At 46.8% G+C, this 23,105-nt stretch carries 20 protein-coding genes; all 20 read left to right on the top strand.

Annotated features, from left to right (window positions below):
- The first annotated feature begins 1 nt into the window (after nt 1).
- Nucleotides 2–361: a 30S ribosome-binding factor RbfA gene (rbfA, locus tag AC3WQ3_RS12405; protein ID WP_095358595.1), complete on the top strand. Its 360-nt coding sequence runs from the start codon at nt 2–4 to the stop codon at nt 359–361.
- Nucleotides 362–380: 19 nt separating this feature from the next.
- On the top strand, nt 381–1,358 hold the full coding sequence (locus tag AC3WQ3_RS12400; protein WP_492472419.1) for a DHH family phosphoesterase: 978 nt from the start codon (nt 381–383) through the stop codon (nt 1,356–1,358).
- Nucleotides 1,352–2,275, top strand: a complete 924-nt coding sequence (truB, locus tag AC3WQ3_RS12395; RefSeq protein WP_492472418.1) for a tRNA pseudouridine(55) synthase TruB — start codon at nt 1,352–1,354, stop codon at nt 2,273–2,275. Before AC3WQ3_RS12400 ends, truB begins: the two co-directional genes overlap by 7 nt.
- A gap of 70 nt (nt 2,276–2,345) precedes the next feature.
- A complete protein-coding gene (locus AC3WQ3_RS12390; RefSeq protein ID WP_492472417.1) occupies nt 2,346–3,284 on the top strand; it encodes a bifunctional riboflavin kinase/FAD synthetase in 939 nt (312 codons plus the stop codon).
- Between the two features lie 159 nt (nt 3,285–3,443).
- Nucleotides 3,444–3,713, top strand: coding sequence for a 30S ribosomal protein S15 (gene rpsO / locus AC3WQ3_RS12385; protein ID WP_056700672.1), 270 nt, complete (start codon nt 3,444–3,446; stop codon nt 3,711–3,713).
- Nucleotides 3,714–3,946: 233 nt separating this feature from the next.
- Nucleotides 3,947–6,049 carry a polyribonucleotide nucleotidyltransferase gene (gene pnp, locus AC3WQ3_RS12380; protein WP_336779650.1) on the top strand — a complete coding sequence of 701 codons (2,103 nt, stop codon included), beginning with the start codon at nt 3,947–3,949 and terminating at the stop codon, nt 6,047–6,049.
- Nucleotides 6,050–6,225: 176 nt separating this feature from the next.
- Nucleotides 6,226–7,221 carry a polysaccharide deacetylase family protein gene (locus AC3WQ3_RS12375; protein WP_193721903.1) on the top strand — a complete coding sequence of 332 codons (996 nt, stop codon included), beginning with the start codon at nt 6,226–6,228 and terminating at the stop codon, nt 7,219–7,221.
- Nucleotides 7,222–7,315: 94 nt separating this feature from the next.
- Nucleotides 7,316–8,599 carry a M16 family metallopeptidase gene (locus tag AC3WQ3_RS12370; protein WP_336779652.1) on the top strand — a complete coding sequence of 428 codons (1,284 nt, stop codon included), beginning with the start codon at nt 7,316–7,318 and terminating at the stop codon, nt 8,597–8,599.
- Nucleotides 8,559–9,005: a dUTP diphosphatase gene (gene dut / locus AC3WQ3_RS12365; protein ID WP_170948039.1), complete on the top strand. Its 447-nt coding sequence runs from the start codon at nt 8,559–8,561 to the stop codon at nt 9,003–9,005. The genes AC3WQ3_RS12370 and dut overlap by 41 nt, the downstream gene beginning before the upstream one ends.
- 139 nt (nt 9,006–9,144) lie before the next feature.
- Nucleotides 9,145–10,044, top strand: coding sequence for a dipicolinate synthase subunit DpsA (gene dpsA / locus AC3WQ3_RS12360; protein ID WP_095358588.1), 900 nt, complete (start codon nt 9,145–9,147; stop codon nt 10,042–10,044).
- On the top strand, nt 10,041–10,637 hold the full coding sequence (locus AC3WQ3_RS12355) for a dipicolinate synthase subunit B (protein ID WP_127536229.1): 597 nt from the start codon (nt 10,041–10,043) through the stop codon (nt 10,635–10,637). Before dpsA ends, AC3WQ3_RS12355 begins: the two co-directional genes overlap by 4 nt.
- Before the next feature lie 416 nt (nt 10,638–11,053).
- Nucleotides 11,054–12,271 carry an aspartate kinase gene (gene dapG / locus AC3WQ3_RS12350; protein ID WP_095358586.1) on the top strand — a complete coding sequence of 406 codons (1,218 nt, stop codon included), beginning with the start codon at nt 11,054–11,056 and terminating at the stop codon, nt 12,269–12,271.
- A gap of 45 nt (nt 12,272–12,316) precedes the next feature.
- Nucleotides 12,317–13,195, top strand: coding sequence for a 4-hydroxy-tetrahydrodipicolinate synthase (gene dapA / locus AC3WQ3_RS12345; protein WP_336779653.1), 879 nt, complete (start codon nt 12,317–12,319; stop codon nt 13,193–13,195).
- 473 nt (nt 13,196–13,668) lie between these two features.
- A complete protein-coding gene (locus AC3WQ3_RS12340; protein WP_095287708.1) occupies nt 13,669–15,348 on the top strand; it encodes a ribonuclease J in 1,680 nt (559 codons plus the stop codon).
- 217 nt (nt 15,349–15,565) lie between these two features.
- A complete protein-coding gene (locus AC3WQ3_RS12335; protein ID WP_419719972.1) occupies nt 15,566–16,339 on the top strand; it encodes a ClpP family protease in 774 nt (257 codons plus the stop codon).
- Nucleotides 16,336–16,566 (top strand): YlzJ-like family protein, encoded by a 231-nt coding sequence (locus AC3WQ3_RS12330; protein ID WP_336779654.1) that lies wholly within the window; start codon nt 16,336–16,338, stop codon nt 16,564–16,566. The genes AC3WQ3_RS12335 and AC3WQ3_RS12330 overlap by 4 nt, the downstream gene beginning before the upstream one ends.
- Nucleotides 16,567–16,656: 90 nt before the next feature.
- Complete coding sequence (locus tag AC3WQ3_RS12325; protein WP_336779655.1) at nt 16,657–19,389, top strand: FtsK/SpoIIIE family DNA translocase; 2,733 nt, start codon at nt 16,657–16,659, stop codon at nt 19,387–19,389.
- Between the two features lie 189 nt (nt 19,390–19,578).
- Nucleotides 19,579–20,406 (top strand): spore cortex-lytic enzyme, encoded by an 828-nt coding sequence (gene sleB / locus AC3WQ3_RS12320; RefSeq protein WP_154893568.1) that lies wholly within the window; start codon nt 19,579–19,581, stop codon nt 20,404–20,406.
- Nucleotides 20,407–20,536: 130 nt separating this feature from the next.
- Nucleotides 20,537–21,817 carry an EF-P 5-aminopentanol modification-associated protein YfmF gene (gene yfmF, locus AC3WQ3_RS12315; RefSeq protein ID WP_492472416.1) on the top strand — a complete coding sequence of 427 codons (1,281 nt, stop codon included), beginning with the start codon at nt 20,537–20,539 and terminating at the stop codon, nt 21,815–21,817.
- 3 nt (nt 21,818–21,820) lie between these two features.
- Nucleotides 21,821–23,101, top strand: a complete 1,281-nt coding sequence (gene yfmH / locus AC3WQ3_RS12310) for an EF-P 5-aminopentanol modification-associated protein YfmH (RefSeq protein WP_492472415.1) — start codon at nt 21,821–21,823, stop codon at nt 23,099–23,101.
- Nucleotides 23,102–23,105 lie beyond the last annotated feature (4 nt).

The raw sequence follows: 23,105 nt of genomic DNA, 5'->3' as shown, positions 1-23,105 counted from the left end.
TATGGCCAAGATTCGTACAGGTAGAGTGGGCGAGCAGATCAAGAAAGAATTGAGCGTGCTCATCCAGTCCGAACTGAAAGATCCACGTATCGGCTTCATTACCGTAACAGGTGTCGACGTGACTAACGACTTGTCGCAAGCCAAAGTTTATCTGAGTGTCTTCGGTGAACAGGAGCAAAAGGATAACTCGCTTAAAGCACTCGATAAAGCAAATGGATTTTTGCGTTCCGAGCTGGGCAAGCGAATTAGACTTCGCCATGTACCTGAATTGATATTCAAGATCGACGAATCGATCGCTTATGGTAGCCGTATTGAGAAGCTGCTTGGCGACATCGGTACCGACAAGAACGAATCCCAGTAACAGCATAAAGGAGACGGCAATGCACACTTATGAACAGGCGCTTCAGGCAGGAAAGCAATTTCTGCTGGAGCATGATGATTACCTGGTCGTGTCGCATGTACAGCCGGACGGTGATGCAGTCAGCTCGACGGTAACAGTGGGCTGGCTGCTGTCATGTCTGGGGAAGACATTCACGATGATTAATGAAGGTGAGATCCCGCAGCGGATGCGTTTTTTGTGGGGCGCAGACGAAATCGTGAACATGACCGAACAACCACCGCAGCGTAAATATAAAGCAGTGATTTGTGTAGACTGTGCAGACTTTGCAAGAGTGGGCCTAACTCGCCATTATTTCGAAGAAGATGCTGTTATTCTAAATATTGATCACCACCCCACCAATGATGCTTATGGAACGGTTAATATCATTAAGCCGGATGCGGCAGCTACTGCAGAGATCCTGTTTGATTTTGTAAACTTGTTCCCGGTGACGTTGAATCAAGATGCTGCAACGGCTATATATACAGGGTTGCTTACGGATACAGGCGGATTCCGGTACGCGAATACCAGTCCAAATGTAATGTCAACCGCATCCAAATTGCTTGAGCATGGTGTAAATGGACCGTACCTTGCACAAATTTTGCTTGAACAGGTTACGCTTCCCCAAGTTCGGATATTGAATCAGGCACTTTCAAGTCTGCAGATGACAGAGGATGGAAAAATTGCCTGGGTGGTTATTACGCCCGAAGATATGATTGCATGTGGAGCGGCCAATGAGGATCTCGAAGGCGTTGTAAACTATCCACGTAATATTCAAGGTGTAGAAGTGGGGATTTTTTTCAAAGTCATCAACAATAACGCAGTAAAAGTGTCTCTGCGGTCGGCAGGTAAAGTCGATGTTGCTGCGCTTGCACAGACATTTGGCGGAGGAGGCCACGTACTGGCTGCCGGGTGTCGTGTGGAAGGTGAGTTGGAAGAAATTGTAGCTAAAGTGCTGAAGCAGGTGAATGCGCAATGGTAAAACCACTTGAAGGAATTTTGTCTGTATACAAGCCGGCAGGATTCACCTCGCATGATGTTGTAGCGAAAATGCGACGCATTCTGAAAATGAAACGTATTGGACACACCGGAACGTTGGACCCACAAGTTACAGGTGTACTTCCGCTGTGCCTTGGACGGGCCACACGGGTAGTCGAATACATGCAGGAACTTCCGAAAGAGTACTTGGCAACACTACGATTGGGTCTGTCTACGGACACGGAGGATCTGACAGGTGAGGTTATTGAACGTTCGGAAGAACCAGTCCAAGTTACCGAAGAACAGGTGCTTGAGGTCCTGAATCAGTTCAAGGGTACGATTTCGCAGGTTCCACCCATGTATTCAGCAGTAAAAGTTGACGGTAAACGTCTGTATGAGCTTGCACGTGAAGGCAAAACAGTGGAGCGAAAGAGCCGTGAGGTTACGATTTACGAGATTGAACTGACCGGAATCGAAACGCATGGCGACACAACAGATATTTCCTTCCGGGCATTATGTTCCAAAGGGACATATATTCGAACATTGTGCGTAGATATCGGCCGAGAACTGGGATACCCATCTACCATGGTACAGCTTGAGCGTACCATTTCTGCGGGAATTACAGCGGATCGGTGCTTGCGATTTGAGGATGTGGAACAGCATATGGCTGCTGGTACGCTGGCTGAAGTTCTGATTTCGGTAGATGTTGCCGTTGACTACATGCCTGCCCATAAAGTTCCAGAGGATAACACCAAAGGCGCTCTCCAAGGTCAGAAATTGTCTGCACGTTTATTGGAGCCGCCCGTGGAGCAGCCAGGACTTTTGCGGTTATATGCTCAGGATGGTACATTTCTCGGTATTTTCGAACGGGATGAACATAAACCAACAGTTCGAGCGGTTAAGGTATTTTTACCGGAATAAAGAGGCCTTGAGTTTAGGTTCATGTGATGTTAAGCTCGGTCTATCAAGTGAAATGCAGGTGAATGATTGTATGAAAACCGTAATGCTAACGTATCCGCAGACATTAACTTCCGATGAATTGCGTAGACAACCCCAGGTGCTGGCCATTGGCCAATTTGACGGAATGCATCTCGGACATGCAAGCGTCATTCTGTCAGCTGTCCGCATTGCTCGTGAAAAGGGCATGCAGTCAGCGGTAATGACCTTCCATCCGCATCCGAAGGAAGTCATGCGCAAAGGAGATTATGAAGGTTACTTGACGCCTCTGAGAGATAAGGAAGATATCTTGGCAGAGATGGGCGTTGATGTGTTATATGTTGTGGAGTTTAATGAAGAATTTTCACATTTAGCACCAGAGCAGTTTGTACATGATCTGCTCTTTCCGCTTCAGACACGAACGGCGGTCGTTGGTTTTGACTTCCGTTTTGGTCACAAGGGAGCCGGTGATGAACAGATGCTTCGTTCGCTGGGCAGCAATGAGATGGCTGTGGAAACTGTACCTCCTTTCCTGCTTAATGGCGAGAAGGTTAGCAGTTCTTTAATTCGTGGTTTGCTTAAACGTGGAGAAATGGATGAAGCGAGTCAGTGGCTTGGACGTCCATACAGTATCAGAGGAACCGTTATCCATGGAGAGAAACGCGGCCGGACCATTGGTTTCCCTACTGCCAATCTCGAATTGACAGATCATTATGTGGCACCAGCAAAAGGTGTGTATGCTGTACGCGTATATCATGGGGAACAGTCGTTGCGAGGGGTAATGAACCTCGGTGTGAAGCCTACGTTCCACGATAGTGGGATGAAGCCTACATTTGAAGTACATGTGCTTGATTTTGATGGGCATCTCTATGATGAGGAACTGAAGGTCGAACTGGTTCACTATATTCGGGAAGAACGCAAGTTTGACTCCATCGACGCTTTGATCAACCAGATTCGGGAAGATGCCTTGACTGCTGCAAGACTCTTAGGTTGAAATTCTAAGTAAAATGTATGTTTACATTTACTTTAGTTAGGCAACTATGATATAATGTACTACGTTGTCGTTTTGGACAACAGACAACCTTAGCTTGGTTGCACGCTCTCACCGGCGGTAACGAGGCTAATGGCGATTATAATGAAGGAGGTGAATAGGATGGCATTGACTCAAGAACGTAAACAACAACTGATCGACGAGCACAAAACTCATGAGTCCGATACTGGATCACCTGAGGTGCAAGTTGCTATCCTTACGGAAAACATCAGAAGTTTGACAGACCACTTGCGTACGCATAAGAAAGACCACCACTCACGTCGTGGACTTTTGAAAATGGTAGGTCAACGTCGTAAGCTTTTGGCTTACGTGAAAAACAAAGATGTTAAACGTTACAGCGCATTGATCGAGAAACTCGGATTGCGTCGTTAATTATCGTACATGTTTTCAAAACCAACCTGGCTGTTTTCCGTCGTTCCTCTGTATGGAGGGTGAAGCGGAGTTTACAGCCGGGTTGTTTTGTAGATGAACATGTTGCCATATATTTGTAGATGACAGCTCCGCAAGGAGCTTTTGTTTTGCAAGTTAATGAATGCAGGACAAGCAGGAAATACTGAGAAAATGCAGAATCCATTGTGTTAGGAACGATTAGAAGGAGGGATTTCATGGAAAAGCGTGTTGAAATGCAGCTTGGTGGAAGAACGCTTGTGCTTGAAACAGGACGTTTGGCTAAACAGGCAAATGCTGCTGTTAAAGTAACATACGGAGATACGGTTGTTTTGTGTACCGTTACCGCATCAAGCGAACCGAAAGATCTGGACTTTTTCCCGCTCACGGTGAACTACGAGGAAAGATTGTATGCTGTAGGTAAAATTCCAGGCGGATTCATTAAACGGGAAGGAAGACCAAGCGAGAAAGCCATTCTTGCTAGCCGTCTGACAGACCGTCCAATTCGTCCATTGTTCCCTGAAGGTTTCCGTAATGATGTACAAGTTCTTAACATCGTTATGAGTGTTGATCAGGACTGTGAACCACAGATTGCTGCCATGATCGGTACATCGGCTGCACTGAGCATTTCGGACGTACCATTCAACGGGCCAATTGGTGGCGTAAAAGTTGGACGTATTGATGGGGAATTCATTATCAACCCAACCATTGCACAGCTTGAAGTCAGTGAAATTGAACTCGTTGTTGCTGGAACCAAAGATGCCATCATGATGGTAGAGGCAGAAGCAAACGAAGTTCCGGAAGAAGTCATGCTTGAAGCCATCATGTTCGGACATGATGAAATCAAGAACATTGTGGCTGTCATTGAAGAACTGGTTCAAGTGGCCGGCAAAGAAAAAATGGCTGTAAAACTGCACGCTGTAAATGCTGAAGTGAACAGTGCTGTACGTGAATATGCGAGTGCTCGCTTGGTAGAAGCAGTTAAAATCGCTGAGAAGCATGCTCGTCAAGATGCGATTGATGCAGTGAATGACGAAACTGTTGCTCATTTTGAAGAGCAATACATCGAGAACCCTGAACTGCTCAAAGACGTGAAAGAAGTGCTGCACGACATCGTCAAAGAAGAAGTGCGCCGCTTGATCACACATGATAAGGTTCGTCCGGACGGACGTGGACTTGCTGAGATTCGTCCAATTGAGTGTGATACATCATTGCTGCCGCGTACACATGGTTCCGGTTTGTTCACACGTGGTCAAACACAAGCACTTAGCATTTGTACGTTGGGTGCATTGGGTGATGTTCAGATTTTGGACGGAATCAGCTTGGAAGAAACCAAACGCTTCATGCATCATTACAACTTCCCGCCATTCAGCGTGGGTGAAGCTCGTCCATTGCGTGCTCCAGGCCGTCGTGAGATTGGACATGGTGCATTGGGTGAACGTGCTCTTGCTAAAGTTATTCCTTCGGAGACGGACTTCCCGTACACAATTCGTCTGGTATCAGAAGTATTGGAATCAAACGGATCAACTTCACAAGCAAGTATCTGCGCAAGTACGCTTGCCATGATGGATGCTGGTGTACCAATTAAAGCTCCGGTTGCAGGGGTAGCTATGGGTCTGATTAAAGATGGAGAGCATGTGTCCATTCTTAGTGATATTCAAGGTATGGAAGATCACCTGGGTGACATGGACTTCAAAGTGGCAGGAACACCTGAAGGTGTAACAGCGATCCAGATGGATATTAAAATTGATGGTATTGATCGTCAAATTTTGTCCGAAGCTTTGGCTCAAGCCAAAGAAGGCCGCATGCATATCCTTGGCAAAATGACCGAAGTAATGAAAACACCACGTGAGCAGCTCTCTCAATATGCGCCTAAAATTACGACTATGCATATTAATCCGGATAAAATCCGTGATGTTATCGGTGCTGGTGGTAAAATTATCAATAAAATCATCGAGGAAACTGGTGTTAAAATTGATATTGAACAGGATGGACGCGTATTTATCGCTTCTTCCAACCAGGACATGAACGATAAGGCAAAATCGATTATCGAAGGAATCGTACGTGAAGTGCTGGTCGGCGAGATTTATGTCGGCAAAGTAAAACGTGTTGAGAAATTCGGTGCATTTGTCGAAGTTCTGCCGAACAAAGAGGGTCTGGTTCACATCTCACAACTGTCAACAGAGCGTGTTGCCAAAGTAGAAGATGTTGTAGCCGTAGGTGATTCCATTACCGTTAAAGTAACGGAAATTGACCAACAAGGTCGCATCAACTTGTCCCGCAAAGCAGTATTGACGGCTGAAGCTCCGGCGCAGTCCTAAGCTCTGCCTTAATTTTTACAGATCCATTGAATGAAGAGACAGAATGTGATTTCTGGCTCTTTTTTTAACGCCTAAAATCGGAAACGTTAATGGGTTTCAATAGACTGCCTGAATTTGTTCATATTCTTGCCCTTGTCCTCATATGATGGGGACAAAGACGGCGGGAGGATGGAACTGTGAAAAACCAATCCAAAAAGCTGGTTGCAGTTCTGGCGGGTGTGGCGGCTGTCATACTGGTCGGACAAGTAGGCAGTGTACGTACATACATTACGGAGATTCGGGATGGCCCGGGGACACAGAATGCATTTGATATGTTTCAAGAGGCGACTGGAGAGGATGCCCTGTTGTCGGCGATCCGTGATAAAGCGGCCGAAACAAAAGTAGCCCCGGTCAACGCCAAAGTGGACAGGGTATGGAAGGCAATACCGGGATATAACGGCTTGGAGATTGATGTGGAAGCCACGTATCGCAAGGCACTGGGTGGTAACCTCAATACCAAAATTGCTTATGTTTATCGTCAGGTTGAACCAGAAATCCAGCTCAAGGATCTTGGGGCTCACCCGGTATACCGGGGAAATCCGGCAAAGCCGATGGTCTCGTTTATGATTAATGTGGCTTGGGGGAATGAGTATATTATCCCGATGCTTGACACGCTCGATGCTGAGAAGGTGAAGGCGACCTTTTTTCTGGATGGAAGCTGGTTAAAGAAAAATGCCGAGCTCGCCAAAGAGATTCAGAAACGGGGTCATGAACTGTCCAACCATGCGTACTCTCATCCGAACATGAGTCGATTGAGCGCAGAACGGGCCAGACTTGAGATAAGCAAGACAGAGGATCTACTCAAGGAGACGCTAGGGGTGGAAAACCGCTGGTTTGCTCCCCCGTCAGGTGACTTTAATCAGAAAACCGTAGACATTGCCTCAAGCATGGGGTTGCAAACGGTCCTCTGGACACTGGACACCGTCGATTGGAGAAAGCCAAGTTCAGCTTCCATTGTAAATAAAATTGGGGCAAAAGTGGAAGCGGGTACGTTAATTTTGATGCATCCCACTGCATCCTCTTCAGGAGCGCTGAAAGGCATGATTGAGTCGATTCGTGCGAAAGGCCTCGTTCTTGGTACAGTGAGTGAGACGTTATCTTCGGAACGCATAAAAGCTCCAGCGGTTGAGTGAGCGGCGTTTTTTTGTTAATATCAAACAGTTGGAACCAAATGTCGATTTCGTTTTTGGAGATCAGGGCAATTATAGAGATGTAGGAGGGCCAACCGTGAAAAAAATTCAGCTGGGCAATGGCCTCAGGGTAGTCATGGAACAGATTCCGACCTGTCGTTCCGTGTCTTTTGGTATATGGGTCAAGACAGGATCGCGCAACGAGCAGCCTGTTAACAATGGAGTATCACATTTTATTGAGCACATGTTGTTCAAGGGAACGGATCGTTTCGATGCCAAGGCAATTGCGGAACAGTTTGATGCTATCGGCGGTAACGTGAACGCGTTCACTTCAAAAGAATACACATGTTATTATGCTAAAGTATTGGATGAGCATCTGCCTATCGCTGTAGATGTATTGTCTGACATGTTTTTCCGTTCCAAAATGGATGATGGCGAGCTCATCAAGGAGAAAAATGTCATCCTGGAAGAGATTTCAATGTACGAGGATACCCCGGATGATATGGTACATGATCTGATGGCTACGGCTGCTTATGGAGAGCATCCACTGGCTTACCCGATTTTGGGTACGGAGGAACGACTCAAAGCGATGGGTTCGAACGATCTGCGTGCTTATATGAAAGAGCACTACACCATTGAGAACACAGTGATTAGTATCGCAGGTAATATTGATGACAGTGTGATTGAGTTGATGGAAAAACACTTTGGATCATTTGACGTTCATGGTGCGGCAGAACAGATCACCGTTCCCAAATTCCAGAGCGGGCAGCTCTTTCACAAGAAGAAAACCGAACAGAATCACATCTGTATTTCGTTCCCGGGCTGCAAAATTGGAGACCCACTGCAGTTTGCCATGGTTGTATTGAACAATGCTATTGGTGGCGGCATGAGCTCCAGACTCTTCCAGGAAATTCGTGAAAAACGCGGACTGGCATACTCCGTATATTCCTATCACAGTTCTCATGCGGACAGTGGTCTGTTCACGATATATGCTGGTACTGCACCAAAACAAACGAAAGAAGTGTTGGACTTGACTAAAGAGGTTCTGCAGGATCTTGCAGTTAACGGTCTGACGGAAGATGAGCTGCGCAAAGGAAAAGAACAGCTGAAGGGAAGTCTGATTCTCAGTTTGGAAAGCACGGGAAGCCGGATGAATCGTTTGGGTAAAAACGAACTGATGCTGGGCAGACACCATACGCTGGATGAAATGATCGCCAAAATTGAACAAGTAACGATGGAAGATATCGATGCTGTACTTGACCTGATGTTCGCGGAGCCGTTTGCGCTTGCTATGGTCGGTGCCTCTGATCGCACCATTGCTGGATTAAGAAGGGATGATTTTGTTGCATTACGTTCAAATTCAAAAGTTACCGGGCAATGAAGATATTAAACTGCCTCAAAAAATGTCGGAGCTTGCATCAGGTTTTGATGTAGTTGCTGCGCTTCAGGAGGACGTGGTACTTCAGCCGGGACAGCGCACGCTGATTCCGACAGGTCTGGCTATGGCTATGCCTGCGGGCCTTGAAGCACAGATTCGCCCACGCAGTGGCCTGGCGTTCAAACACGGCATTACCTGTTTAAACACACCGGGTACCATTGATGCGGATTACCGGGGTGAGGTTAAAGTGCTCTTGATTAATCTGGGTCAGGAGCCATTCACGATTGTACGGGGTGAACGCATTGCCCAGATCGTGTTTCAGACTGTGCCTGCTGTTGAACTAACCGAAGTGAGCGAGCTTTCGGAAACGGTTCGCGGCGAAGGTGGATTCGGTCATACCGGAAAATAATAAACGGCTACGAATGATGAAGGGCCTTCCCATGCGGGAAGGCCTTTTTTGTTTGGTGAAGAGATAGGAAATGTTTTCACCCCCCTGTGGGCCCCTGCATACGATAAGGCATACATGTGGTGAAAGGAGTGACGTCCCGATGCTGACCGGAGTCCGGATAGTAGTCCTGGGCGGAGATGCGCGGCAGCTTGAAGTCATTCAAAAATGCGCAGAGCTGGATGCCACAGTGAGTGTGGTCGGTTTCGACAAGCTGGAGCGTTCTATACCGGGGATCGAACATCATGAGCTGGAGGATGAGGTGTTGGCATCTGCGGATGTGCTGGTGCTGCCCGTGGTTGGATGTGATGATCAGGGGAAAGTGAGCACCTCATTCAGTGACTTGCCGATTTTCCTCAAAAAAGAACAGATAGCGGCATTGCCAGAGCATTGTATTGTTTTCACAGGAATGGCAAAGCCATTTTTGCGTGAGTTGTGCGTGGATAACGGCTTGCGGCTTATTGAGGTATTGGATCGTGACGATATTGCGCTCTACAACTCGATACCGACAGCTGAGGGAGCGGTCGCTATGGCGATTCGGGAGACGGACTTCACGATCCACGGGTCGGAATGTATTGTGCTTGGGCTCGGTCGAACAGGATTCACAATGGCGAAAACGCTCCAGGGTCTAGGGGCAAATGTACGGGTGGGAATCAGGCGGGAAGAAGATGCAGCTCGTGCTAACATCATGGGCTGGAAGCCTTTCATGACAACGGATTTGGCCGCTCAAACCGGGGCAGTTGACTTGCTTTTTAATACGATACCGACTATGATAATCACAGCACAAATCCTGTCCAGAATGCCGCAAAAAGCAGTCATTATTGACCTCGCATCCGCTCCTGGCGGCTGCGATTTCAGATATGCTGAAAAACGCGGCATTAAGGCGCTTCTAGCGCCAGGCCTCCCCGGCATTGTTGCTCCCAAAACGGCTGGCGGCATTATTGCCGACGTGTTGATCCGTTTGCTTTTGGAAGAACAAAACGCACGGGAGGTTGAACTATGAACTGGAAGGGTAAAACGGTAGGTTATGCGATTACAGGTTCTCATTGTACGTTTGAAGAGGTTATGCCGGTAATTAGCCGGTTTGTGACTGAGGGCGCAAATGTTATTCCGATTATTTCCAATTCGGTATTAACAACGGATACACGCTTTGGTACGGCTCAGAACTGGCAAAAACAGTTGAAAGATATAACCGGTAATGATATCATTTCTACAATTGTTGAGGCGGAACCGCTCGGGCCAGCCAAATTGCTTGATGTGCTCGTGATTGCTCCCTGCACAGGGAACACCACCAGTAAGCTGGCTAATGCGATGACCGATAGCCCTGTGCTGATGGCAGCCAAAGCCCAGATGCGGAATCAGCGTCCGGTAGTGCTTGCCATCTCCACAAATGATGGTCTGGGACTGAATGCCGCGAACATCGCCAAACTGCTTGTGGCAAAATATATGTACTTTGTACCGTTCGGGCAGGATGATCCGGTGAAGAAACCAAACTCGTTAGTAGCAAAAATGGAACTTATTCCAGAGGCATGCTGGAGTGCACTGGAAGGTAAACAGTTACAGCCAATGATTGTGGAACGTTCTGCTCAGGCTTAATCGTTTATTAACCAAGTTTAACGAATGCTTACGGGTTTGATTTCACAGTGGAGAAGTTCCAGGATAACGGTTATACGCATGAAGAATTGAACTTGGTTAGGGTAGACAAAGAAAATCATGGGGGACGATATGTCGGAAGTTTAACAGCTTTCTGTGTACGCGTTCCTGTCGTTGAAGGGCATTCCTGCTTGCAGTGAAATGATCGCAAGCGGGATGCGTTCATGAAGATATGCATGTCGTGATCGGTGATAACCGAGCTTCAGTTTGTGAATTGCTTTGAGCAATCTACAGAGGAAAAACGGCATATAATGTCGTAATCATTGCTGAATTTATTGCATCGGAACGCTCCCTGGGTTGATCCATTTGTTGATTTGACCGTGTCCAGTCTTCTTGCGTACACAAATGGAGGAATTAAGATGCGTATCATGGTACAGAAATTTGGAGGCACGTCACTCTCTACAGTTCAGGCGAGAGAGCACGTGCTCCGTCATATTAAACGTGAACTTGAGGCAGGACTTAGTCTTGTCATTGTTGTGTCCGCTATGGGCCGCAGGGGTGAACCTTATGCTACAGATACACTGCTCGACTGGGCTGCACAAAATGGTAATTCGCTGTCTGCACGTGAAAAGGATTTATTGTTGTGCTGCGGTGAAATCATATCAGCTACAACGCTCAGCAGTCTTCTGGAACATGAAAACATTCCCACAACTGTACTGACTGGTGCGCAGGCAGGCTTTGTGACGGACGACAATTTCGGGAATGCCCGGATTTTGGATGTCCGTCCTGTTCGTGTGCTGGAGGAGCTTCAAAAAAATCGTGTTGTTATTGTTACTGGTTTCCAAGGGCAGACAGAGAGCGGGGACTTTACCACTTTAGGCCGTGGGGGTAGTGATACATCAGCGACGGCACTTGGGGCTGCTCTTCATGCAGAGATGGTGGATATCTATACGGATGTAAACGGCATTCTGACTGCCGATCCGCGAATTGTAGAGGATGCACGTCCGTTAACTGTGGTGAGTTATGCGGAGATCTGTAATATGGCGCATCATGGGGCCAAGGTTATTCACCCCCGAGCAGTTGAAATTGCAATGCAATCGCAAATTCCTGTACGTGTGCGTTCCACTTTTGCAGACAGCGAAGGAACCCTTGTTACCCATCCGGAAGGCTTCCAGGATGTGCAGACAGGCATAGTAGATCGTTATGTGACGGGGATTGCTTACGTTAGCAATGTTACCCAAATCACAGTAGATGTACCTGGAGGCGCAGATCGGCTGCAGCTGAAAGTCTTCAAAACCATGGCTGAAAATTCGATTAGTGTTGATTTTATTAATGTTACCCCTTCAGGAGTCGTCTATACGGTATTTGACAGTGACTCTGAAAAAGCAATTCAAGTATTGCAAGAGATTGGTCTTAAACCTCAAAGTCTGTCCGGCTGTGCCAAAGTTTCGGTGATCGGCGGTGGAATTAACGGTGTGCCTGGCATCATGGCAAGAATCGTTGAATCGTTAACACTGGCTGACATTCAGATTTTGCAATCGGCAGATTCGAACACAACCATCTGGGTACTTGTAAAAAAAGAAGATATGGTTCAGGCCCTGAGGGCGCTTCATACCTCATTCGAACTTCATCTGTAAATAGAAGCGATCGGAGCCAGACCTGTTTTGAAGGAGGAAATCGAATTGGACTTTGGAAGATTGATTACAGCAATGGTCACTCCGTTCAACGAACAGGGGGAGATTCATTGGGAGGAAGCTGCAAGGCTTATAGACTATTTAATTGCAGATCAAAAATCTGAAGCACTTGTGGTGTCCGGTACGACCGGTGAATCTCCTACACTTAGCGACAGTGAGAAGGTGCAGCTTTTTGAGTTTGCAGTAAAGCATGCTGCAGGAAGATGCAAAATCATTGCCGGAACAGGGTCTAACAATACTGCCCATTCGATCCATCTGACTCAAGAAGCTGAACGTGTCGGCGTGGATGGGGTCCTTTTGGTCGTTCCTTATTACAACAAACCAAGCCAGGAAGGCATGTTCCAACATTTTGAAGCCATCGCGAGCTCAACCAAACTGCCTGTGATGCTATATAACGTACCAGGGCGTACCTCGGCCTGCTTGTCTGCGGCCACAACGCTTCGCCTGGCTCAGATACCGAATATCGTGGCTACAAAAGAATGTGCTTCTTTGGAGCATGTGACTCTCGTCGCTGCAGGTGCACCCGATCACTTTAAAGTATATACGGGAGACGATGCGTCAGGCTTACCAGCGATCACGGTAGGCGCATACGGCATTGTTAGCGTCGCGAGCCATGTGGTTGGTTCAGAGATGAAGCAGATGATTGATTCCTTTGTCGCCGGAGACACTCAAAAGGCAACGAGGTTGCATCAGCAGCTTTTCCCGGTGTTCAAAGGTTTGTTTGAGTGTCCTCAGCCTTTGCCGAACCCGGTTGCAGTGAAATATGCACTGACGTTACGTGGGATAAATGTGGGTTCTGTACGTCTACCGCTCATTGCTCCAACCGAAGACGAGCAGGGCTTTATCCGTGCCTTGTTTAATGAATAGCAGGCACATGTCTTGAATTTATCAATTGTGGTAACCTATTTTAAACAGACAGGAACCGCTCTTCTGCGAAAGAAGAAGCGGTTCTTTTTTCGCTTTTTTGGGTTGTTTCAACCTTGCTGATAAAGGGAAACCTAGGGCTCAACGACAGAGTGACTTGTTTTTTTTGTTTTTAATCATGTATAATGATGTCAAGTGACTGGGTGCGGTATTTTTTTGAAATTGAAAGCGACATCGTTTCGAGATGTGGCTTTGCGGTGAAAAGGGAAGGAACGGCTAAGAAGGAATCATTTCAAATCCAACTTGTTGGTGAAGGGGAATTACTTCGAAGAACTTCTTCCAAATATCGTGAATAAAGGTGTTCTTTTGCATACATGCCTATCTATTGGTTTGTCATGTGGAGATTACTTTTTTAACTTACAATAAATAAAATAATAAGGTACGACGTCCAACTACCATAGGAGGTTCAGATTCATTTGTCTAAGAAAAATAATAACGATAAACTGATGATTTTTGCACTGGGCGGCGTAGGCGAGATTGGTAAAAATATGTATGTCATCCAATACGCTAACGACATTGTAGTCGTAGATGCTGGCCTTAAATTCCCTGAAGAAGATATGCTCGGAATTGACATTGTCATTCCTGACATTTCGTACTTGACTGAGAACCGTGACAAAGTAAGAGGTATCATTTTGACTCACGGTCACGAAGATCATATCGGTGGATTGCCGTATGTTCTGAAACACCTTAACGTTCCTGTATACGGAACCAAGCTGACACTCGGACTGGTGGAAAACAAGCTCAAAGAAGCCAATTTGCTGGGTGAAACAAAACGCATTCTGATTGATGCTGATTCCGAGATCCAACTTGGATCGGTATTGAAAGCAACTTTCTTTGCTACTAACCATAGTATTCCGGATTCCGTTGGTGTATGTGTTGAAACACCAGAAGGTGCTGTAGTTCACACAGGTGACTTCAAATTCGACCACACACCAGTCAATGGTCAATATGCGGATCTTCAACGTATGGCACAGATCGGTACGAATGGCGTGCTTGCGCTTTTGTCTGACAGTACCAATGCCGAGAAACCAGGCTTTACGCCTTCCGAGAAAAATGTTGGTATCGTTCTGGAAGATATCTTCCGTAAAGCGAGCCAGCGCGTTGTTGTGGCTACCTTTGCTTCCAACGTACACCGGATCCAACAGGTCATTAATGCAGCAGAAGTGACTGGCCGCAAAGTGGCTGTCATTGGACGCAGCATGGTGAATGTTGTAGGTATTGCTTCGGATCTGGGCTATCTGGATATTCCGGACGGCATGATCATTGAACCTGAAGAAGTAGGTAAAATGGCTGCTGACCGTGTTGTTATTCTCTGCACAGGAAGTCAAGGCGAGCCAATGTCTGCATTGACTCGGATGGCTCGTTCTACTCATCGTAAAGTAGACATTCTTCCTGGAGACACAGTTATTATCGCAGCAACACCGGTACCAGGTAATGAGAAGTATGTGGGCCGTACCATTGATGAACTGTTCCGTCTCGGAGCTAATGTGCATTATAGTGGTGCGAACAGCGGTGTACACGTATCCGGACACGGTAGCCAGGAAGAGCTCAAACTGATGCTTAACCTGATGAAGCCTAAATTCTTCCTGCCAATTCACGGGGAGTTCCGTATGCAGCGCCGCCACGCCGTTCTTGCTGAATCTGTAGGTATCGACCCTGATAACATCTTCATCACAGATATTGGTGAAGTGGTTGAGATTCAAGGCGGAGCAGCACGCAAGGCTGGTAAAGTTACTGCAGGCAACGTACTGATCGACGGATTGGGTGTAGGCGATGTAGGTAACATCGTATTGCGTGATCGCAAACTGTTATCCCAAGATGGTATTCTTGTCGTTGTAGTTACTCTGAGCAAACAGGATGGTAAAATTGTATCCGGTCCGGATATCATCTCCCGTGGATTTGTATACGTACGGGAATCCGAAGGATTGCTTGATGAAGCCAACCGTATTGTCAGCAGCACTCTGCAAAAGTTGATGAGTGAGAACGTAAACGAATGGGCTTCACTCAAAACGAATGTAAAAGACGCACTGGGACGCTTCCTGTATGAGCAAACTCGTCGCAGACCGATGATTTTGCCAATTATCATGGAAGTTTAAAATACATTAAAATCATATATTCAGGCACACAGTCGCCCCTGATCTACGAGTAATATTGGACGGTTCCTCGTAGATCAGGGGCTTTTTTTGTTTTTTTACAGATTGGATTCATGGAGGGTGTGAGGGATTTTTGGTAACTCATTGGGTATAAGTAGACTGGGAAATTCCCCATACTAAGGAATACATTAAAATGGTTATGGGGAAGGGGATTAATCTAATGAGTGAGTATATAAATGGCAAACAGACATCCAAGTCGAATCAACCCGAGACAGAGACACCAGGCATGCCTGCACAAGATGACAAAGGATTGGCTCCCGTTACAGAGGCCATCCAGCAGTTCGGACAGACTCAGTCACCTGCAGGAGAGTCCAATATTTTCTGTATGACGATTATTGGACAGGTCGAAGGTCACTTGATTCTGCCTCCGCAAAACAAAACCACGAAGTACGAGCATATTATCCCTCAATTGGTTGCTGCTGAACAGAATCCCCGGATTGAAGGCATCCTGATCATTCTGAACACCGTGGGAGGAGACGTGGAGGCAGGGCTCGCCATTGCCGAGATGATTGCTTCTCTGAGCAAGCCTACCGTTACCGTTGTTATAGGGGGTGGACACAGCATAGGGGTTCCTATCGCAGTAGCTTCCACTTATTCATTGATTGCCGGAAGTGCAACAATGACGATCCATCCCATCCGGATGAACGGACTAGTCATTGGTGTTCCTCAAACATTTGAATATATGGAGAAAATGCAGGAACGAGTTGTTCGCTTTGTCACCACGCATTCAAATATTTCGGAGGACATGTTCAAAGAACTTATGTTTAAGACAGGGGAATTAAACCGGGATATCGGTACTGCCGTTGGGAGTGCTGATGCAGTCAAATACGGATTAATGAATGCGGTTGGTGGTATTGGACAAGCCATTGCCCAGCTGAACAAACTTATGGGAGACAAGAGACAGACCCTGCAGGCAGGAGGGCTTACACAATGACCATGTATACTGTAATGCCGCCAGAGCATCTCTGGTCGGGGATGTGGAATGAAGGGGAGGATACGCGTGAAGTCAAAATCAACGGTTTATTGATGCAGATCAGACCGGTTAGTGAGAGCGAAGCTGTTATCGTGCGTCTGCTTGACTGCCCGCTAGAAGCGTACCTTGATCCCGCCAATATGCCTGGCTCCAAAGTTTCTCTTTCAGGTAACGCGGGACCAACATAACATGACGAAAAAAGACAAATAGGGCAAGAAAAGAACATATGTACGGATTATATTTGTATGGTATAATATTCTTCTGGGGGTGACCTGATTTTGGCCAGAAGAAAAAAGAAGAAGAAAAAAGGCGCTGCGTTCAGCGGCGTTTTAAAATATGAAATCTATGGTATTGTGCTCATTACTCTGGCGGTTATCGCTCTATCTGGAGAAGCAACAGTAGGACGTTCACTATCCAAAATGTTCGGATTAATGCTAGGGAAGTTCTATTTTGCCATTCCGCTGGTCGGGATCTACTACGGTTTGATGGTTATGATTCATCGAAAGTGGCCAAGCGGTTGGACTACTCGCAAGACCGGACTTGTTCTTCTGGTGTTTGCGTTAACGTTAATGAGTACCGTATCTGCAATGCATCAGAAGCTTATCCCTGTGGGTGCTCTCGAGCCTGGAGCGGTTATTACACAAGTACATAATGATATGCAGACCGAACTGCTTCAGCCTGCCCCAGATGAACGTGATTCCATGTTGAATAAGGACATAAGTGGCGGCTACATTGGGGCTGCTCAGTTTGCTCTGTTCCTGTGGCTGTTCGGCAGTCTGGGCGCGCGTTTGATCATGATTGTGATGTTTATTATCAGTTTCATGCTGATCACGAACCTCTCCTATGTCGATCTGGTGCGTATATTCAGAACCAAGGTATGGGATGCCGGCAGTTCGATCTACAAAAAGCTGGAGTCCAGACCATCCGCACGAACTGCAGCAACATCCTCGGGAAAAAAAGGTGGAGCAGCACGTAAAGTGGTGCCTATTCCGGCAGATATTGAAGAGGATGAAGAGGATGACTTGGAAGAAATGCATCTTCCCAAGCGGAAAGCACCCATTTTCTTTCAATTGTTTGGTAAGTGGGGTGCGGATCGGGAGACAACCAGATCAGACCGAGAGATGGAGCAGGAGCAGCCAACGGCAGCAGAGCAAGTGTTATATCGCGCTGAGCCGGATCATTTCGAAGAATCATGGAATGAAGAGCCATCATTTGTCTCAGATGTTTCAGCCTCTGCTGGCAGGACGGCTGCACCGAAAACCAGTTCAGCTCCGATTATTCGTGATTTCTTCGAACACGTCAGATCAGAGGATCATGTAAAGGATGACGATTTGGACGATGCGTATCCGTTTCCTGAGGACATTTCAGATTCCCGCCAGGAAGACGACATTCCGATTAAAATTAGTGATGAACTGGTAGATGGAGCGGATTGGCCTGTAAACGAGGCGGGTGCTGATGACCTGAGTGAGATGGAGAACAGCACGGAAGGACAAGCTGTTGGGTTAAATGATTCATCTTCGGTGATAGGCGGTCAAGGTGTTGAGGGGCAGGAGATGGAGCCTGTTAAACCGCCTCCACCACCTCCGAAGCCATATAAACTCCCTTCGTTCCGCCTGCTTGCTAAGCCTAATAACGGCGGTAAGGGTGGGGATCAAAAAGATTATATGCAAACTGCCCGGAAGCTTGAAGCCACATTGGAAAGCTTCGGTGTGCGGGCGAAAGTGCTTGAAGTTGTTAGAGGACCAGCAGTTACGCGTTATGAGATTCAGCCGGATATAGGTGTAAAAGTTAGCCGAATTGTAAGTTTGACAGATGATATTGCACTGGCATTAGCGGCCAAGGATATTCGGATGGAAGCACCAATTCCGGGTAAATCAGCAATCGGTATTGAAGTGCCTAACGGTGAAGTTTCCGTTGTAACGATGCGTGAGGTTATGGAAACATCCACGTTTCAGGATGCAGAATCCAAAGTGACTATTGCATTTGGACGGGATATTTCCGGTCAGACCATCATCGGCAACCTTGCTCGTATGCCCCATTTGCTTGTTGCAGGTGCTACGGGTTCTGGTAAATCGGTATGTATTAACGGGATTATCACAAGTATTCTGTACAAAGCGAAACCGGATGAAGTTAAATTTTTGATGGTCGACCCGAAAATGGTTGAGCTTAATGTATACAATGGCATTCCTCATCTGATGGCTCCGGTAGTTACGGATCCCAAGAGAGCCTCGCTGGCCCTCAAAAAGATTGTGGTCGAGATGGAGAAAAGGTATGAGCTGTTCTCCAAATCGGGTACACGGAACGTCGAAGGTTACAACAACCTGATGAAGGATAACCCGGCAGCCGTGTTGCCATACATCGTTGTTATTGTGGACGAGCTTGCGGATCTGATGATGGTTGCAGCCGGGGATGTGGAAGATGCCATTGCCCGTCTTGCGCAAATGGCGCGTGCAGCCGGAATCCATCTCATAATCGCCACGCAGCGGCCTTCCGTAGATGTCATTACAGGTGTCATCAAAGCCAATATCCCTTCCCGGATCGCATTCGGTGTGTCTTCACAGGTGGACTCCCGGACGATCCTAGATATGGGTGGAGCCGAGAAATTGCTGGGTCGCGGCGATATGCTGTTCATGCCAATGGGGGCTTCCAAGCCTGTACGGGTGCAGGGAGCTTTCATGAGTGATGAAGAAGTTGAGAATATTGTTAATTATGTGCGTGGACAAGGCGAAGCCCAGTACGATGAATCAATTGTTCCTGAAGTCGATGACTCCGTTCAAGCGGCAGATGAAGTACAGGATGAACTGTACGAGCAGGCTGTGCAAATTATATTGGAAGCGAAGCAAGCTTCCGTATCCTTGCTTCAGCGGCGCATGCGTGTAGGTTATACTCGCGCTGCACGTCTGATCGACTCAATGGAGGCTCGTGGCGTTATTGGCCCGTATGAGGGCAGTAAGCCTAGGGAGGTTCTAATTTCGCTGGAACAATATCAACAAAACAAAATAAGTTCTTAAGTACCATGAAGAAAAGTATCTATGCATGCCCCTGACAATAAGTTGGGGGCTTTTTTGTTGTTGAGGATCGTTGAGGTTTTGCCATGTTGTCCAATGATCGGATGATTTGGTGCATAGGAAGCAAGCAGGCTTGTCATAATAACGTTAGCGATTCTGTTAATCCCACAAGAGAAAGGTAGAGCACAGTCGATGCGAAAAATGAACATATGGCTTTTCACTGCGATCTTGCTGATGTCTGCATTGGGAATTCGTTATTTGCTCCCTGACCATTCGGCAACCCAAGAATCCAAACCAAATCCTTCCCAGGTGGAAGAGAAATCGCTGCCCACCTTCAGCAGCAACACCGTGCAATATGGAAGTTATGGGCAGGATGTATACGAGCTACAAGGCAGACTGAAGTACTTAGGTTTTTACAATGGTAAAATCGATAGTAACTTTGGCAGCAGCACGCTAAAATCCGTAAAGTGGTTTCAATCTGAATTCGGTATGAAAGCGGATGGCGTGGTTGGCGCTAAAACTAAACTGAGATTGTACAATGCAACTAAACAATGGTCCCCGACCGAGCCTCCACTGCACAAGGAATCGTCAGGCCAGGGTACGGACAAAACTGATAATGCAAACAAAGAGCAGGACAATATGGGTTCCGCCAATTCCATGGGCTTATCTGAGAATGAAATTAAGATCATGGCCAATGCAGTATATGGCGAATCCCGGGGGGAACCCTTTGAAGGTCAGGTTGCTGTAGCAGCAGTCATATTGAACCGCGTTAAATCACCGAGTTTTCCAAATACACCATCCGGCGTCATTTTCCAGCCCGGTGCATTTACCGCTGTAGCTGACGGGCAGATCTATCTGGAACCCAATGCTCAGGCCCGTAAAGCGGTTGAGCAGGCAATGAATGGCTGGGACCCATCCGGCGGCTGCCTGTATTACTTCAATCCCAAGACGGCTACTTCCAAATGGATCTGGACCCGTCCTCAGGTGAAAACAATCGGGCAGCATATCTTTTGTATGTGATGATGTTGGAAGCAACCAGAAGACGCGTCTTCGGTTGCTTCTTGCCTTTTGCATGGGTTAAAATGGTTGTTGCACTTGAGAGTTACTGAAATATTGCCTAACAAATGACGCCGTAAAGGGGTTTTGACATTTGAATACATCAGGATTTGAACGGGGCAGTCAAAAGGAGTTTCGCATCCATGTATTGCCCACTAAACGTTTCAAGACTTTTGCCATTTCGTTGTATGCAGGAGTCCCGCTGCAGGAAGAAACAGTCACCAAAGTAGCGCTTACGCCATTTGTGCTCCGTCGTGGTACCCAGTCTTATCCTGAAACAACGGAGTTTCGTGAACAGTTGGAGCATTTGTATGGAGCTGGTTTTGGTTTTGACGTATACAAGCGTGGAGACTATCAGATTGTACAGTTCCGGATGGACACGATTAATGATTCCTTTGTAGGCGGGGATGAGCAGCTTTTGGACCGTTCCTTTGCATTTTTGGGGGAGGTACTTACTCGCCCGGCCATGGAAGATGGGCATTTCAGAAAGGCCTATGTGCATTCAGAACGTGAGACCGTCCGCAAACAGCTGGAGTCGGTTGTTAATGATAAAATGCGTTATGCGGCAGAGCGAAGTATCGAGGAAATGTGTAAAAATGAGCCTTACCGCTTGCATCCGTTAGGGAAACGTCAGGATCTGCCGGGAATCGAACCCGATGTGTTAACGACCGCTTATCAGACGTGGCTGCAGCAGGCCAGCATGGATCTGTATGTCGTAGGCGACACGACGCTCGAAGAAGTGGAGAGTCTAGTTCAAAAACACTTCGATGTAAATCGTGCCCATTCCTCTAACTATGTGACAAACCAGGCTGTCCGCGGTGACAAAGAAGTGGAGACGGTCGTTGAACGACTAAATGTTAACCAAGGTAAACTGAATATGGGACTTCGCACGTCCATTACGTATGGCGACCCGCAGTATGCAGCAGCATTAATGTACAACGGCATTCTTGGAGGATATCCGCATTCCAAATTGTTCGTTAATGTTCGTGAAAAGGAGAGTCTGGCCTACTATGCTTCCTCCCGGTATGACGGACACAAAGGCATTGCAACGATTCAATCCGGGATTGAAATACCGAATTATGAAAAAGCCGTTAGTATCATCAAGCAGCAGTTAGATGAAATGAAAAATGGAAATATTAGTGATCTGGAAATGTCCCAGACCAAAGCAATGATTCGCAATCTGCTCAAAGAAATGCAGGATTCGGCTTTTGAGATGATTGCGTATGACTTTAATCGTCAGTTATCGGGTAAGGAGCGGACCGCTGACGAGCTGCTCGCTCAGGTTGAGCAAATCAGCAAAGAAAACGTTCGTGAGGCGGCAGAGCAATTCCGTCTGGACACGATCTACTTCTTGCGGGATGAGAAGGGAGAATAACTGGTGGAGAGCATACATTACGAACATTTGCAGGAAACGCTGTATTACGAAGTCATGGATAATGGGCTTCATGTCTATGTATTGCCTAAACCCGGATTCCAAAAAACGTTTGCCACGTTTGCAACCAAATACGGCTCTGTGGACAATCATTTTCAGGTGAAAGGTCAGGAAGAAGTTCAGGTTCCCGACGGTATCGCTCATTTTCTGGAACATAAAATGTTTGAGGAGCCGACAGGTGATATTTTTGCAACTTTTGCATCCAATGGGGCATCTGCCAATGCATTTACGAGTTTCGACCAAACTGTATATTTGTTTTCTGCGACAGAACATGTGAATGAAAATATACAAACATTAGTCAACTTTGTGCAAAATCCTTATTTTACGGACCAGAATGTGGACAAGGAAAAAGGCATTATTGCACAAGAAATTAATATGTATGCCGATAATCCGGACTGGCGTGTGTATTTTGGATTGATTGAAGCAATGTACCAAAAACACCCAGTCCATATCGATATTGCGGGAACGGTGGAATCGATCGGCACGATAACCAAAGAAACGCTGTATACGTGTTACAATACGTTTTATCATCCAAGCAATATGCTTTTATTTGTTGTGGGTGGAGTAGAACCTCAAGAAGTCATGGATATGGTTCGTTCGAACCAGGCGGAGAAAAACTACGAACCTCAAGGTGAAATCAAACGGATATTTGAACAGGAGCCTGCTGGGGTTGTGGAGGCCAGGAGGGAAGCACGGCTCGCGGTTTCATTGCCCAAGTGTTTATTTGGCTTTAAGGAAACGGATGTTGGATTCTCGGGGGAAGACCTGCTCCGGCGTGATATGACGACCAAATTGATGCTGGATCTTCTGTTTGGCGCTAGCACGGCCCTATTTCAAAAACTGTATGATGAAGATCTCATCTCGGATAGCTTCGGACATGAATACATTAGTTCACCGCAGTATGCATTCTCTGTTGTTGGTGGTGATACTAAAGACCCGGATCTATTGCTGGCCCGCATACGGGAAGAGGTTGATGCTATTGTTAAAAAGGGATTCGAAGCTTCGGACTTTGAGCGTGCACGCAAAAAGAAAATCGGGGGATATTTGCGCATGCTTAATTCACCAGAGAATATTGCACATGAATTTACGCGTGAGCAGTTCCGTGGCGGTGATTTTTTCAACATGATTCCCATATATGAATCAATCACATTGGAAGAAGTAAATCGCAGACTGGAAGAGCATATTCGCTGGGAACAACTGGCTGTATCGCTTGTCGTGAGTCCGTAATATG

It is taken from the genome of Paenibacillus sp. FW104-T2 (assembly GCF_058789975.1).
This window is presented reverse-complemented; position numbering and strand designations above follow the sequence as displayed.

What these genes read in the sequence shown, in the direction of transcription:
- rbfA (WP_095358595.1), top strand. Translation starts at nt 2, where the DNA reads ATGGCCAAGATTCGTACAGGTAGAGTGGGCGAGCAGATCAAGAAAGAA.
- AC3WQ3_RS12400 (WP_492472419.1), top strand. Translation starts at nt 381, where the DNA reads ATGCACACTTATGAACAGGCGCTTCAGGCAGGAAAGCAATTTCTGCTG.
- truB (WP_492472418.1), top strand. Translation starts at nt 1,352, where the DNA reads ATGGTAAAACCACTTGAAGGAATTTTGTCTGTATACAAGCCGGCAGGA.
- AC3WQ3_RS12390 (WP_492472417.1), top strand. Translation starts at nt 2,346, where the DNA reads ATGAAAACCGTAATGCTAACGTATCCGCAGACATTAACTTCCGATGAA.
- rpsO (WP_056700672.1), top strand. Translation starts at nt 3,444, where the DNA reads ATGGCATTGACTCAAGAACGTAAACAACAACTGATCGACGAGCACAAA.
- pnp (WP_336779650.1), top strand. Translation starts at nt 3,947, where the DNA reads ATGGAAAAGCGTGTTGAAATGCAGCTTGGTGGAAGAACGCTTGTGCTT.
- dpsA (WP_095358588.1), top strand. Translation starts at nt 9,145, where the DNA reads ATGCTGACCGGAGTCCGGATAGTAGTCCTGGGCGGAGATGCGCGGCAG.
- AC3WQ3_RS12355 (WP_127536229.1), top strand. Translation starts at nt 10,041, where the DNA reads ATGAACTGGAAGGGTAAAACGGTAGGTTATGCGATTACAGGTTCTCAT.
- dapG (WP_095358586.1), top strand. Translation starts at nt 11,054, where the DNA reads ATGCGTATCATGGTACAGAAATTTGGAGGCACGTCACTCTCTACAGTT.
- AC3WQ3_RS12335 (WP_419719972.1), top strand. Translation starts at nt 15,566, where the DNA reads ATGAGTGAGTATATAAATGGCAAACAGACATCCAAGTCGAATCAACCC.
- AC3WQ3_RS12330 (WP_336779654.1), top strand. Translation starts at nt 16,336, where the DNA reads ATGACCATGTATACTGTAATGCCGCCAGAGCATCTCTGGTCGGGGATG.
- sleB (WP_154893568.1), top strand. Translation starts at nt 19,579, where the DNA reads ATGCGAAAAATGAACATATGGCTTTTCACTGCGATCTTGCTGATGTCT.